Source organism: Lysobacter arseniciresistens ZS79 (genome assembly GCF_000768335.1).
Classification (GTDB): domain Bacteria; phylum Pseudomonadota; class Gammaproteobacteria; order Xanthomonadales; family Xanthomonadaceae; genus Novilysobacter; species Novilysobacter arseniciresistens.
Genome location: NZ_AVPT01000019.1, coordinates 17,100 through 30,161 on the forward strand (window position 1 = coordinate 17,100; position 13,062 = coordinate 30,161).

Sequence of the window (13,062 nt, forward strand, 5' to 3'; positions counted from 1 at the left end):
CCCGCCCGGCGATCGCGCTATGCTCGGGCGATCGTGCGGCCGGGATCGGTATGGGGACGCCCCTGCAACGGTGGAAGCTGTGCCTGTGCGGCTGCCTGGCGTTCGCCCTGCTGGCCGCGATGCCGTGGCCGACGCAAGCCAGCAGCGATGCCGGGCCGCCCGCTTCGGGCCTGTCGCTGTCACGGCTCGACGCCGACCCGGTACCGCGTGATGTCGTCAGCGGCTCGCTGGACCACCGGTTCCAAGCCGGGCCGGGCGGCGTCATCCGCGAATCCGCGCCGGGTGTCAGCTGGTGGCGGCTGGTGTCCGCCACCGCGGTGCCGGCGACGGCGCAACCGCATATCGTGCTGGACCGTCCGGGCGCTGCGCGGGTGCAAGCCTGGTTGCCCGGCCAGCCGATGCCGGTCGCCGATGGCCCGGGTAACGGAGCGCCCGCCGGGTTCCCGCAACGTGCGCTGGCGGTACCGCTTCCTGACGGGCTGCAGGCGGGGCAGGCGGTCTACCTGCGGGTCCGGGCGATGGCGCCGTTGGCGGTTCCGGTCGACATCGAACCGTTGGTGCAACTGCACCAGCGCGAGCTCGTGCACGTGGCATGGCGCGCGGCGGTGCTGTGCGGATTCGTGCTGCTGGCGTTGCTCGCACTCGGCTTCTGGGTGGGGATCGGCGAGCGCGGCTACGGCTACCTGCTGCTCGCGCTGCTGGCGCAGGCGGCGTTCTTCGCGACCAGCGGTGGCGAGATCCGGTTGGTGCCGGGGCTGGCCACCGTGCTCGGCGAGGACCCGCGCGGCGTGGTCCTCGCCAGCCTCGCGGCGACTTTGGCCACGCTCGGGTTCCTGACCCACTATCTGGAGCTGCGCGGGCGGCATCCGGCGCTTTTCCGGTTGGTGGCCGGCTGCGCGGCAGTGCTGCTGGTGCTGGCGATGGCGGCGTTGGTGGGCGCGTTGCGCTGGGTGGTGCCGATCGCGGAAATCGCGGGACTGGTCGCGGCCGGCGCGCTGCTGGTGGCCTGCGTCCGTGGCTGCATCGCCCGCGAGCGGCCGGCCGGTTTCGTGCTTCTGGCGTGGTTGCCGGCTCTCGCCGTGCTGGTGGCCGGCGGCGCCGCGGGGCTGGGGCTGTGGGTCGCGCCCGAGTGGCTGGAGCATGCGCGCTCCGCCGCGCTGGTGCTGGCGGGGGCGGTAATCATGATCGGCCTGACCGACGCGCTGCAGAAGGTCCGCCGTGACCGCGACCGGGTCAGCCGGCTGGCGACCTTCGACACCCTGACCGGGGCGCTGTCCCGGCCGGCGATGGAGGAGCGCCTCGCCGCCGCCGTCACCGATGCGCACCGCAGCGGCACGCCGTTGTCGGTGGTGTTCTTCGACGTCGACCGCTTCAAGCGCATCAACGACGACCACGGCCATCGCGTCGGCGACAGCTTCCTGCGCTTCATCGCGCTGCGCACGCGCAACCGGCTGCGTACCTACGACCTGATGGGGCGCTGGGGTGGCGACGAGATGATCGTGATGCTGCCCGACACCCGGCTCAACGAGGCCCTGGGCGTGGCCGAGAACCTGCGATCGGCGGTCAACTGCCGGCCGCTGTCGATCGACGACCGCCTGTTCGACGCGACCCTGAGCCTCGGCGTGGCCGAACTGGCGGCCGGCGAGACCGTCGAGCACCTGGTCGAGCGCGCGGACTCGGCGCTCTACAGCAGCAAGACCGCCGGCCGCGACCGCGTCACCGGGCACGACCCGCGGGTCACCGGCAGCCACCCGCGGTTCGTCGCTACCCCGGATTGAACGTCAGCGCCGCTCCAGCACCAGCAGCGGGTCGATCCGCACGTCGAACCAGTTCATGCCCCAGTGCAGGTGAGGGCCGGTCGCGCGCCCGGTGGCGCCGACCGCGCCGATGACCTGGCCCTGTTCGACCACGTCGCCGACCGCGACATCCATCCGCGACAGGTGCAGGAAGTTGGAACTCACGCCGTGGCCGTGGTCGAGCAGCACGGTGCCACCGGTCAGGTAGAGGTCGTCGGCAAAGGTGACGACGCCGGAGGCCGGCGCCCTGACCGGCGTGCCGTTGGACGCGGCGATGTCCATGCCCGAGTGGGCCGAGCCGGGCGTGCCGTTGTAGATGCGCTGGTTGCCGAAGCGGCCGCTGATCCGGCCTTCCACCGGCCAGGCGAAGTGCTGGGCGAAACCGGTGCGTGCCTCGTCGCGGGTGCGCGCTTCGCTGACCGCCGCCTGCTCGCGCGCGATCCGCGCGGCAATCGCCGGTGGCGGGTCGACCGTGCCGCGGGGCACGCCGTTGACGCGCTCGATCGGCCAGTCACGCGGGGTGACCGCGATGCTGACGGTCTCGCGGCTGCCGTCGGGGCGGACCACCTCGACCCCGACCGGCCCGTCCTCGGTCCGCGCGACGCCGAACGCGACCGTGCCGTAACCGGTGACACGCAGGTCGCGCCCACCGTGCGAAACGCGGCTGCCGGCGGGCACCTTGCCGATCACCAGCGCGCCCTGCTGCACCGACGGCGGGAACACGACCCGCCGGTCCGCCACCGGCGCGTCGGCCGCTGCATCGTCGGCGGCCACCTGCGGCGCCGCGGTTGCCGGCGCGGTCGAAACCCCCGCGCAGGCGGCCAGAAATGCGACGCCGGCGGCGGACAGCCAGATCCTCAACGGTCGAACTCCAGCCGCTGGCCGTTGGGGGCGCCGACCAGTTGCGTGCCGTCCCATGCCAGCACGCCGTTGACCCAGGTCGAGGCGATGCGGCTGTGGAAGGTGCGGCCCTCGAACGGCGACCAGCCGCACTTGGACAGCACGTCCTCGCGGCGCACGGTCAGCGGGGTGTCGTCGATCAGCACCAGGTCGGCGGCGTAGCCCTCGCGCAGGTAACCGCGGCCCTTCACGTCGAACAGCTGCGCCGGTGCGTGGGCGAACTTCTGCACCACCTGGGCGGTGCTCAGGTGGCCCTCGTGGACGAGTTCGAGCGCGGCGTTGAGCGCGTACTGCACCAGTGGCAGGCCGCTCGGGGCGCGCGTATAGGGGTTCTGCTTCTCTTCCAGCAGGTGCGGGGCATGGTCGGTGGCGAGCACGTCGATCACGTCGCCGGCCACCGCGCGTACCAGCGCCTCGCGGTCGGAGGCGTCCTTGATCGCGGGGTTGCACTTGATCAGGTGACCCAGCGTGGCGTAGTCGCCGCGGTCGAAGCGCAGGAAGTGGATGCAGGTCTCGGCGGTGATCTGCTTGCGGCTGCCGTCGGCGCGCACCAGCGGGCCGGCCTCGAACAGCGCCAGCTCGTTGGCGGTGGAGATGTGCAGCACGTGCAGGCGGGTGCCGTGTTTGCGGGCGAGCGAGATCGCCAGCTCGGTCGACTTCTGGCAGGCCTCGCGCGAGCGGATGTCCGGGTGGCACTCGGCCGGGATGTCATCGCCGTACTGCGCCTTGTAGCGGGCCATGTTGGCCTCGATCATCGGCGTGTCTTCGCAGTGGGTGATGATCGGCGTCGGCACGTCGCGGAACACCGCGTCGAGCACCTCCGGGTCGTCGACCAGCATGTTGCCGGTGGAGGCGCCCATGAACACCTTGACCCCCGGCGCGCTCTTGGGGTCGAGCCGCTGGATGTGCTCCAGGTTGGACGTGCTGGTGCCCATGTAGAAGCCGTAGTTGCCGCGCACCCGGCCGGCGGCGCGGCGGTACTTGTCCTCCAGCGCCTCGGCGTCGAGCGTCGGCGGGCTGGTGTTGGGCATGTCCATGAAGCTGGTCAGGCCGCCGGCCACCGCGGCGCCCGATTCGATGGCCATGTCGGCCTTGTGCTCCATCCCCGGTTCGCGGAAGTGGACCTGGTCGTCGATCATCCCCGGCAGCAGGCGCCGGCCGGCGGCGTCGACCACGGTCTCGTTGGCGCGCGCCGCCAGGCCACTGCCGATCGCGGTGATGCGGCCGTCCTCGAAGCGCAGGTCGCCGTCGAACTCGCGACCTTCGTTGACCAGGCGGGCGTTGACGATAAGAGTCGCGTTGGCGGTCATCCGGGGTCCTTGGTTGGTGGGTGGGGTGTCAGCGTGGTGGCGGGACGGGGTCGTGCCCGCCCGGGTGCAGCGGATGGCATCGCAGGATGCGGCGCAGCGCCAGCCAGCCGCCCTTGACGGCGCCGAACCGGGCGACGGCCTGCATCGCGTACTCCGAACAGGTAGGGTGGAACCGGCAGCGCGGCCCGAGCAACGGGCTGATCCAGCGTTTGTAGCCGCGCAGCAGGGCGATGAGCAGGCGGTCGATCATGGGTCCGTGGCGGGTTTTGCCGCCATGATGGCGCAACGGAAGTCGCGGCCCGGTGCACGTCCGTCCGCCACGCCGGATGAAAGTGTTGGCAGGGGCTTGCGGCGCTGTCGGTGCAAGGTTGCCGAGGGTGTCGGGGCAGGGTATAACAGCGCGCTTTCCCGCCACAAGGGAAGATAAAGGACAAGCTGATCGTGGCACTGAAAAAACCCGCGAAGAAGGCCGTCAAATCAACCGGCAAGAGCGCCGCCAAGAAGGCCGCTCCGGCCGCCCGGACGGCTGCGAAGAAGCCCACCGCCAAGGCGGCCGCGAAGAAGGCGCCTGTCGCCAAGAAGCCGGCCGCGGTGAAGAAGGCTACCGCCGTGAAGAAGCCCGTTGCCAAGGCAGCCGGCAAGAAGGTTGTCGCGGGCAAGGCCGTGGCGCCGAAGAAGGCAGCCGCCAAGCCAGTGGCGAAGAAGGCCCCGGCCAAGAGCGCTGCCAAGGCGAAGACGCCGGCGAAGGCGCCCGTCGCCAAGAAGCCGGTGGCCAAGAAAGCCGCTGTGGCTGTCCGCAAGCCGGTGGAGAAAACCCCGGTGAAGAAGGTGGCCAAGGCACCCGCAACGCCGGCGAAGAAGCAGGCCGTCGCGGCCGCGCCGGCTCCCGTGAAGAAGTCCCCCACCAAGGCGGCCAAGGCCCCGGCTTCGTCGAAGCCGAGTCCGTCGCCTGCTCCGGCTCCGGCGAGGCGTCCGGTCGGCAAGGTTGCCGTCGCGGTCGTGGCCAAGCCGCAGCCGCCCGCACCCCGAGGTAAAGTGAAAGTCGTGCCTTACAAGACAGAAAAAGATGGTCGTCCGATCGTCCCGAACGGCTACAAGCCGAGCGCGGACGAGGAGTACATGAGCCCGCTGCAACTCGAATACTTCCGCCAGCGCCTGCTGGGCTGGCGCGCGGACCTGGTCGAGGAGTCCAAGCAGACGATCGAGAACCTGAAGGAAGAGGTCCGCGACGTCGGCGACGAAGCCGAGCGCGCCACCCGCGAGACCGAGAACTCGCTGGAGCTGCGCACCCGCGACCGTTACCGCAAGCTGATCAGCAAGATCGACAGCACGCTGAAGCGGGTCGACTCGGGTGACTACGGTTTCTGCGTCGACACCGGCGAGGAGATCGGCCTGGACCGCCTTGAGGCGCGGCTTACCGCCGAGCGCACGATCGACGCGCAGGAGCGCTGGGAGCACCTGCAGAAGCAGATGGGCGACTGATCTCCCACGTTGCGCGTCACTCCGGAAGCCCCGCCAAGCGCGGGGCTTTCGCGTTTCAGAGTTCGCGCAGGTCCAACCGTCGCAGCTTTGGCGCCAGCTTCGCCGTCCAGCCGACCGTCACCAGCGTCATCACCCCGCCGAACAGCACCGACGGCACCAGCCCGAGCAGCCGCGCGGCCAGGCCGGATTCGAATGCACCCAGTTCGTTCGAGGCGCCGATGAAGATACCGTTGATCGAGGCGACCCGTCCGCGCATCTCGTCGGGCGTCGCCAGTTGCACGATGGTCGAGCGGATCACCATCGACACGCTGTCGAACGCGCCCGACAGCGCCAGCATCAGCATCGACACCCAGAACAGCTGCGACAGCGCGAAGCCGATGATGCACAGGCCGAACGCCGCCACCGAGCCGAGCAGAAGGTGGCCGGCGTGCCGCTGCGGCGGGCGGCCCGCCAGCCACAGCCCCATGCCGACGGCGCCCAGTGCCGGCGCGGCACGCAGCAGGCCGAGCGCCTCGGGTCCGGCCTGGAAGATGTCTTCCACGAATGCGGGCAGCAATGCCACCGCGCCGCCGAACAGCACCGAGAACATGTCCAGCGCGAGCGCGCCGAACACGATCTGGTTGTGCCGGACGAAGCGCAGGCCGGCGCCGATGCTCGCGAACACCGGCTCGCGGGTCGACGGCAACGGCGGCTCGGTGACCCTGACCCGCAGCACCGCCACCGCCGCGATCGCGGCGAACGCCGTCGCCACCAGGTAGGTGCCGGCGACGCCCACCAGCGCGATCAACAGGCCGCCCAGCGCCGGGCCCAGCACCAGCCCCGTCTGCATCACCACGCTGCCGACGCCGGCCCCGCGCGCGTACTGTTCGCGTCGCAACACCCGCGCAAACAGCGACATGTACACCGGCGTGAAGAACGCGCGTACCACGCCGTTGAGCGCGACCGCGGCGTAGATCATCAGGTTGTCGCCGCCGCCGAAACCCGCCGGCAAGGTGCCGTGGGCGATGCCCGCGAGCAGCAGGGTGGTGGTCGCGAGCCCCAGCGAGGCCACCATCCCGACCTTGCGCCGCGGCAGGTGGTCGACCGCGTAACCGGCGAACAGCGCGAAGGCGACGTAGGGAATGACCTCGGAGAGCCCGATCAGGCCGAGCGAGAGCGCATCGCCGGTGCGCTGGTAGACCTGCCAGCCGACGGTGACCGTGAGGATCTGGTTGGCCAGCAGCGCCAGCAGCCGGTAGCCGAGCAGTCCCAGGAAGCCGGGGCTGCGCAGCGGCGACGTCGCGGGGGGCTCCACCGGCTAGCCGGCGGAACCGTCGAGCGCGGCCTGCGCGCGGTCGCGGATGAAGGCCAGCAGCGCGGCAAGCCCGTTGCTGCGCGTCGGTGACAGGTGCTTGGCGAGGCCGATGTCGGCGATGTAGTCGGCGTCGGTCGCGATGATCTCCGCGGCGCTGCGGCCCGAATACACGCGCAGGGCGAGGTAGACCAGGCCCGACACGATCGCCGAGTCGCTGACGGCGTGGAAGTCGAGCCGGCCGGCGTCACCCTGCGGGACGATCCAGACCATCGACTGGCAGCCATGCAGCCGGTGCTCCTCGGTCTTCCACGCGTCGGGAAAGTCCGGCAGCTTGCGGCCGAGGTCGATCAGGTACTGGTAGCGCTCCGACCAGTCGCCGAAGAACGCGAACTCGTCGCGGATCGCGGTCTGGGCTTCGGCGGCGGTGGCTTCGATGGGGAAGGGCGAGGGCGTGGTCACTGCGTGTTCCGGTTGCGTCGGGTTGAGGCGTGGGATGGCCGGTCAGGCGCGGCGCCAGCGGACGCCGGCGGCGGTGTCCTCCAGCAGGATGCCTTCGTCGGCCAGCTGTTGGCGGATCGCGTCGGCGCGGGCGAAGTCGCGCGCCTGCTTGGCCGCGGCACGCTCGTCGACCAGCGCCTGGATGCGGACATCGTCGTCGCCGCCGGCGCCGCGGTTGAACCAGGCGTCCGGCGATTGCTGCAGCAGGCCGAGCGCACGGCCTGCGGCGCGCAACGTGGCGGCGGCGTCGGCGAGCCCGCTCAGTGCGGTCTCGTCACCACCGTGCACGGTGTCATTGCGCAGGGCACGCGTGCGGCCGGCAATCGCGGCCAGTTCGGCCAGCGCGACCGGGGTGTTGAGGTCGTCGTCCAGTGCGTCCTCGATCGCCTGCGGGATCGCGTGCGAGGTCACGGCTTCCACACCCGCCGGAGCGACCACCGCATCGATGTCGCGCAGCGTGCCGTACAGCCGGTCCAGCGTGCGTACGCTCTGCTCGATCAGCGCGTCCGACCAGTCCAGCGGCTGGCGGTAGTGGGCGCTCATCAACGCGTAGCGCAGCGCCTCGGGCGGGTGCGCTCGGACCAGGTCGTGGACCTTCTCGATGTTGCCCAGCGACTTGCTCATCTTGGCGCCGCCGAAGTTGAGCATGCCGTTGTGCAGCCACCAGCGGGCGAACACCCTGCCGCCGTGCGCGCACTCGCTCTGGGCGATCTCGTTCTCGTGGTGCGGGAACTGCAGGTCGACACCGCCGGCGTGGATGTCGATGGTCTCGCCCAGGTGCGCCGCCGCCATCGCCGAGCACTCGATGTGCCAGCCGGGCCGGCCGCGGCCCCACGGCGAGTCCCAGCCCGGCAGGTCGCCGGCGGACGGCTTCCACAACACGAAGTCGCCGGCGTCGCGTTTGTACGGCGCAACCTCGACCCGCGCCCCGGCCAGCATCTCCTCGGTATCGCGCCGCGACAGCTTGCCGTAGCCGTCGAAGCTGGACACCGAGAACAGCACGTGGCCGTCGGCGGCGTAGGCGTGGCCGGCGTCGATCAGGCGCTGGATCATCGCGATGATCTCGGCGATGTGGCCGGTCGCCTCGGGCTCGATGTCCGGTGGGGTGACGCCCAGCGCGGCCATGTCCTCGCGGTACGCGGCGGCGAAGCGGTCGGTAATGGTCGAGATCGGCACGCCCTGTTCGGCCGCGGCGGCGTTGATCTTGTCGTCCACGTCGGTGATGTTGCGGGCGTAGGCGAGGCCGCCGAAGCGGCGCCGCAGCAGGTCGGCCAGCACGCCAAATACCACCGGCCCGCGGGCGTTGCCGATGTGGACGAAGTTGTAGACCGTCGGCCCGCAGACGTACATGGTCGGGCGGGACGGGTCGGCAGGCACGAACGGCTCGGCCCGGCGGGTCAGGCTGTTGTAGAGATGCAGGCTCATGGGAGTGCGGCGAGGGTTTGCGACATTCTACCGGCGTCGGTGCGCCGGCCGTCCTCGAACCGGCCGGGGCGCGCTGCCGGCGCGTGACAGCAGGGATTCAGGCGCCCGGGGCGGTGGGCGAATACACTTCATGAACCGGGCGCGCCGCCGCTCGACCCTGCCGAGACCCCACGCCCGATGATGCGCCTCGCCGTGCCCGCGCCGCTCCTGCTCGCCCTCGTGGTGGCGACGCCGGCGTGGTCCCAGGAGACGACCGTCATCCAGGCGGAGAACGTGCGGTTCGCCTACGCGCAGGTGCTGCGGGTGACACCGGTGTACCAGACGCTCACGACCACCGGCATCGAGCAGCAGTGCGACCAGACGCCGGCGCCGGACGCCGACCAGTCGCGGCTGTCGCGCGTGGTCGGCGCGGTCAAGGACGCGCTGAGCCGGCAGACCGACGAAGAACCCGACCCCAACTGCCGCGCGGTGCCGGTGGAGCGCGAGTTCCGCCGCCCGATCGCCTACGACGTCGACTACGTCTACAAGGGCGCCAAGTACCGCTCGCGCCTGCCGGACGACCCCGGCAACCGGTTGCGCATCCGCATCGGCGTGACGCCGGTGGTCTCGGGTTCGCGCAGCCTGTGACCGCCGCCACCCGCAATCGGCCCGACCGGCAAAGCCGCGCCGGTTGCCGTTGGCCCGCCGGCGTGCGAGCATGCGCGCCGATGAGCCACCTCCGCGCCGACGCCGACGTCATGACCTCCGCCTGGATGGCGGCCGGGATGACCTCGCGCGCGCGCCGACGCCTGCCTTCACTCCAGGCCGGGTAGCCGCTCGCACGCACGTCATCGCTGCGTGACATACGAAAGCCCAGCCTCTGCGCTGGGCTTTTGCGTTTTTCACGCCCGGCGTCCCTCCTTCCGAAGGATTCCCGAGATGACCTCCACCCCCCGTCACTTCCTCAACACCCAGGACTGGTCGCGCGCCGACCTCGACGCGCTGCTGGCACGGGCCGCCGGATTCAAGCGCGACAGGCTCGGCGACCAGCTGCGCGGAAAGTCGATCGCGCTGGTGTTCTTCAACCCGTCGATGCGCACGCGGACCAGCTTCGAGCTGGGCGCGTTCCAGCTTGGCGGCCACGCGGTGGTGCTGCAGCCGGGCAAGGACGCGTGGCCGATCGAGTTCGACCACGGCACGGTCATGGATGGCGAGGCCGAGGAGCACGTCGCCGAGGTCGCCCGGGTGCTCGGCCGCTACGCCGACCTGATCGGCGTGCGCGCGTTCCCGAAGTTCGTCGACTGGTCGGTCGACCGCGAGGACCGGGTGCTCAAGGCATTCGCGAAGTACTCGCCGGTGCCGGTGATCAACATGGAGACGATCACCCATCCCTGCCAGGAGCTGGCCCACGCGATGGCCCTGCAGGAGCACTTCGGCACCAGCGACCTGCGCGGCAGGAAGTTCGTGCTGACCTGGACCTACCACCCGAAGCCGCTCAACACCGCGGTCGCCAATTCCGCGCTGACGATCGCCACCCGGATGGGCATGGACGTGACCCTGCTGTGCCCGACGCCCGAGTACGTGCTCGATGAGCGTTACATGGGCTGGGCCGAGGCGAACGTCGCCGAATCCGGCGGTTCGCTGGCGGTCAGCCACGACATCGACAGCGCCTACGCCGGTGCCGACGTGGTCTACGCCAAGAGCTGGGGCGCACTGCCGTACTTCGGCAACTGGGCGCCGGAGAAGCCCATCCGCGACCGGTACAAGCACTTCATCGTCGACGAACGCAAGATGGCGCTGACCAACGACGGCGTCTTCAGCCACTGCCTGCCGCTGCGCCGCAACGTCAAGGCGACCGACGCGGTGATGGACTCGCCGCGCTGCATCGCCATCGACGAGGCGGAGAACCGCCTGCACGTGCAGAAGGCCGTCATGGCCACGCTGGCCAACCGCTGATCCGCGCCCCGACACAAACATCAAGAACCCGACCATGAGCAAAGACATCGTCCTCGCCTTTTCCGGCGGCCTCGACACCAGCTTCTGCGTGCCCTACCTGCAGGAGCGCGGCTGGGCCGTGCACACCGTGTTCGCCGACACCGGCGGCGTCGACGCGGAGGAGCGCGCCTTCATCGAGCAGCGCGCGGCGGAACTGGGCGTCGCCTCGCACGTCACCATCGACGGCGGCCCGGCCATCTGGGCCGGCTTCGTCAAGCCGTTCGTGTGGGCGGGCGAGGGCTACCAGGGCCAGTACCCGCTGCTGGTGTCGGACCGCTACCTGATCGTCGAGGCCGCGCTGAAGCGCTGCGCCGAACTCGGGACGCGCGCGATCGCCCACGGCTGCACCGGCATGGGCAACGACCAGGTCCGCTTCGACCTGGCGGTGAAAGCACTGGGCGACTACGAAATCGTGGCGCCGATCCGCGAGATCCAGAAGGAGCACACCGCGGTGCGCGCCTACGAGCAGGCCTACCTGGAGGAGCGTGGCTTCGGCGTGCGCGCCAAGCAGAAGGCCTACACGATCAACGAGAACCTGCTCGGGCTGACCATGTCCGGCGGCGAAATCGACCGCTGGCAGGCGCCGGGCGAGGGCGCGGTGGGCTGGTGCAAGCCGCGCGCCGAATGGCCGGCGCAGCCGCTGCGGGTGCGTGTCGGCTTCGAGCGCGGCGAGGCGGTCACGCTGGACGGTGGGAAAGTCGCCGGGCACGAGCTGCTGGCGAAGCTCAACGGCCTGTTCGCGCAGTACGGCGTCGGCCGCGGGCTGTACACCGGCGACACCACGATCGGCCTGAAGGGGCGGATCATCTACGAAGCGCCGGGCCTGGCCGCGTTGCTCGTCGCCCACCGCGCGCTGGAGGAAGCGGTGTTGAGCAAGCAGCAGAATCGCTTCAAGCCCGAGGTCGCGCGCAAGTGGGTGGAACTGGTGTACGAAGGCTTCTTCCACGACCCGTTGAAGACCGACCTGGAGGCCTTCCTCGCGTCCAGCCAGTCGACCGTCAATGGCGAAGTGGTGCTGGAAACCCACGGAGGCATCGTCAACGCGGTGGCGGTCGAGTCGCCGCACATCCTCAACGCCAGCGGCGCGACCTACGCGCAGGCCGCGGACTGGGGCGTGGCCGAGGCCGAAGGCTTCATCAAGCTGTTCGGCATGAGCAGCACGCTGTGGGCCGAGGTCAACCGGAACTAGCCATGCTGCCCGACATCCTCCGCCACCTCGAAGCGCTCGTCGCTTTCGACACCCGCAACCCGCCGCGTCGGATCGGCACCGGCGGCATGTTCGACTACCTGCGCGCGCAGCTGCCGGGCTTCCGTATCGACGTCACCGACCACGGCGATGGTGCGGTGTCGATGCTGGCCGTGCGCGGCCGCCCGCGCCGGCTGTTCAACGTGCACCTCGATACAGTCCCGTCGTCGCCGGCGTGGAGCGGCGATCCGCATGTCCTGCGCGTCACCGGCGACCGTGCGATCGGCCTCGGTGCCTGCGACATCAAGGGCGCCGCGGCGGGGTTGCTGGCCGCGGCCACGCGCACGTCGGGCGACGCCGCGTTCCTGTTCAGCACCGACGAGGAGGCCAACGACGCGCGCTGCATCGCGACGTTCCTGAAGCGGAACGCGCCCGGCGGCGACCTCGGTTTTTCCGAAGCCATCATCGCCGAGCCGACCCGCTGCGAAGCGGTGCTCGCCCACCGCGGCATCAGCTCGGTGCTGATGCATTTCCGCGGCAGCGCCGGGCACGCTTCCGGCGCAAATGCGATGGAGGCCAGCGCGCTTCACCAGGCGATGCGCTGGGGTGACCGCGCGCTGGATCTGGTCGAGGCAGAGGCGCCCCAGCGCTTCGGCGGCCTGACCGGCCTGCGTTTCAACATCGGCCGGGTGGAGGGCGGGATCAAGGCGAACATGATCGCGCCGTCGGCCGAGCTGCGGTTCGGCTTCCGGCCGCTGCCGTCGATGTCGATCGATGCGCTGCATGCGCGCTTCGGCACGCTGGTGGAAGCCGGCGCGGTGGCGCGCTACGAGGAGACCTTCCGCGGCCCGCCGCTGCCGGCCGGCGACGTTGCCGATGCCGAAGAGCGCCGGCTGCAGGCGCGCGACCTGGCCGAGGCGCTGGACCTGCCGATCGGCAATGCGGTCGACTTCTGGACCGAGGCTTCGCTGTTCTCGGATGCCGGGATGACCGCGCTGGTCTATGGCCCCGGCGACATCGCGCAGGCGCACACCGCCGACGAGTGGGTGGCGCTGGAGCAGTTGCAGCGGTACGGCGAGTCGGTCACCCGGATCCTCGATGGCGTTTCGATGTAGGAGCGACGTAAGTCGCGACCCGCCGAACGCTGGAGACGATGTACAGGTCGCGACTCACGTCGCTCCTACAGGAAACCACCCA

The 13,062-nt window shown here is 70.6% G+C and carries 12 protein-coding genes; 6 read left to right on the forward strand and 6 right to left on the reverse strand.

The annotated features are described in order from the left end of the window. Positions 1-50: 50 nt before the first annotated feature. On the forward strand, positions 51-1,778 hold the full coding sequence (locus N799_RS14450; RefSeq protein WP_052101441.1) for a GGDEF domain-containing protein: 1,728 nt from the start codon (positions 51-53) through the stop codon (positions 1,776-1,778). A gap of 3 nt (positions 1,779-1,781) precedes the next feature. On the opposite strand, the gene N799_RS09940 is transcribed toward N799_RS14450, so the two are convergent. From N799_RS09940 to yidD, 3 genes are read right to left on the reverse strand one after another with little or no spacing between them, the layout of a single operon-like run. After that, positions 1,782-2,651: a M23 family metallopeptidase gene (locus tag N799_RS09940; RefSeq protein WP_484502514.1), complete on the reverse strand. Its 870-nt coding sequence runs from the start codon at positions 2,649-2,651 to the stop codon at positions 1,782-1,784. A 2-nt stretch (positions 2,652-2,653) separates the two neighbouring features. Then, a complete protein-coding gene (locus N799_RS09945) occupies positions 2,654-4,006 on the reverse strand; it encodes a dihydroorotase (RefSeq protein WP_036211700.1) in 1,353 nt (450 codons plus the stop codon). A gap of 28 nt (positions 4,007-4,034) precedes the next feature. Then, positions 4,035-4,256 carry a membrane protein insertion efficiency factor YidD gene (gene yidD / locus N799_RS09950; RefSeq protein WP_036211703.1) on the reverse strand — a complete coding sequence of 74 codons (222 nt, stop codon included), beginning with the start codon at positions 4,254-4,256 and terminating at the stop codon, positions 4,035-4,037. A gap of 191 nt (positions 4,257-4,447) precedes the next feature. Here yidD and dksA point away from each other — a divergent pair, with 191 nt between their 5' ends. Next, positions 4,448-5,488 (forward strand): RNA polymerase-binding protein DksA, encoded by a 1,041-nt coding sequence (gene dksA, locus N799_RS09955; RefSeq protein WP_036211706.1) that lies wholly within the window; start codon positions 4,448-4,450, stop codon positions 5,486-5,488. A 55-nt stretch (positions 5,489-5,543) separates the two neighbouring features. On the opposite strand, the gene N799_RS09960 is transcribed toward dksA, so the two are convergent. Genes N799_RS09960 through cysS form a run of 3 tightly spaced genes read right to left on the reverse strand, consistent with a single transcriptional unit; the run spans position 5,544 to position 8,705 of the window. Next, the gene (locus N799_RS09960; RefSeq protein ID WP_036211709.1) at positions 5,544-6,782 is read right to left on the reverse strand and encodes an MFS transporter; all 1,239 of its coding nucleotides are present in this window, start codon (positions 6,780-6,782) and stop codon (positions 5,544-5,546) included. Between the two features lie 3 nt (positions 6,783-6,785). Beyond that, entirely contained in the window at positions 6,786-7,241 is a 456-nt protein-coding gene (locus N799_RS09965; protein WP_036211713.1) for a SufE family protein, read from the reverse strand. A 42-nt stretch (positions 7,242-7,283) separates the two neighbouring features. Continuing rightward, positions 7,284-8,705, reverse strand: coding sequence for a cysteine--tRNA ligase (cysS, locus tag N799_RS09970; RefSeq protein WP_036211716.1), 1,422 nt, complete (start codon positions 8,703-8,705; stop codon positions 7,284-7,286). A 180-nt stretch (positions 8,706-8,885) separates the two neighbouring features. On the opposite strand from cysS, the gene N799_RS09975 reads away from it, so the two are divergent. From N799_RS09975 to N799_RS09990, 4 genes are all read left to right on the forward strand, one after another. Then, a complete protein-coding gene (locus N799_RS09975; protein WP_036211794.1) occupies positions 8,886-9,332 on the forward strand; it encodes a hypothetical protein in 447 nt (148 codons plus the stop codon). A gap of 291 nt (positions 9,333-9,623) precedes the next feature. Next, a complete protein-coding gene (locus tag N799_RS09980; protein WP_036211719.1) occupies positions 9,624-10,640 on the forward strand; it encodes an N-acetylornithine carbamoyltransferase in 1,017 nt (338 codons plus the stop codon). 34 nt (positions 10,641-10,674) lie between these two features. Continuing rightward, on the forward strand, positions 10,675-11,868 hold the full coding sequence (locus N799_RS09985; protein WP_036211721.1) for an argininosuccinate synthase: 1,194 nt from the start codon (positions 10,675-10,677) through the stop codon (positions 11,866-11,868). A 2-nt stretch (positions 11,869-11,870) separates the two neighbouring features. Further along, positions 11,871-12,980 carry an acetylornithine deacetylase gene (locus tag N799_RS09990; protein ID WP_036211725.1) on the forward strand — a complete coding sequence of 370 codons (1,110 nt, stop codon included), beginning with the start codon at positions 11,871-11,873 and terminating at the stop codon, positions 12,978-12,980. Positions 12,981-13,062 lie beyond the last annotated feature (82 nt).

Coding starts and splice junctions, on each gene's coding strand:
- N799_RS09985 (WP_036211721.1), top strand. CDS start 10,675: ATGAGCAAAGACATCGTCCTCGCCTTTTCCGGCGGCCTCGACACCAGC.
- N799_RS09990 (WP_036211725.1), top strand. CDS start 11,871: ATGCTGCCCGACATCCTCCGCCACCTCGAAGCGCTCGTCGCTTTCGAC.
- N799_RS09975 (WP_036211794.1), top strand. CDS start 8,886: ATGCGCCTCGCCGTGCCCGCGCCGCTCCTGCTCGCCCTCGTGGTGGCG.
- N799_RS14450 (WP_052101441.1), top strand. CDS start 51: ATGGGGACGCCCCTGCAACGGTGGAAGCTGTGCCTGTGCGGCTGCCTG.
- cysS (WP_036211716.1), bottom strand. CDS start 8,705: ATGAGCCTGCATCTCTACAACAGCCTGACCCGCCGGGCCGAGCCGTTC.
- N799_RS09945 (WP_036211700.1), bottom strand. CDS start 4,006: ATGACCGCCAACGCGACTCTTATCGTCAACGCCCGCCTGGTCAACGAA.
- yidD (WP_036211703.1), bottom strand. CDS start 4,256: ATGATCGACCGCCTGCTCATCGCCCTGCTGCGCGGCTACAAACGCTGG.
- N799_RS09980 (WP_036211719.1), top strand. CDS start 9,624: ATGACCTCCACCCCCCGTCACTTCCTCAACACCCAGGACTGGTCGCGC.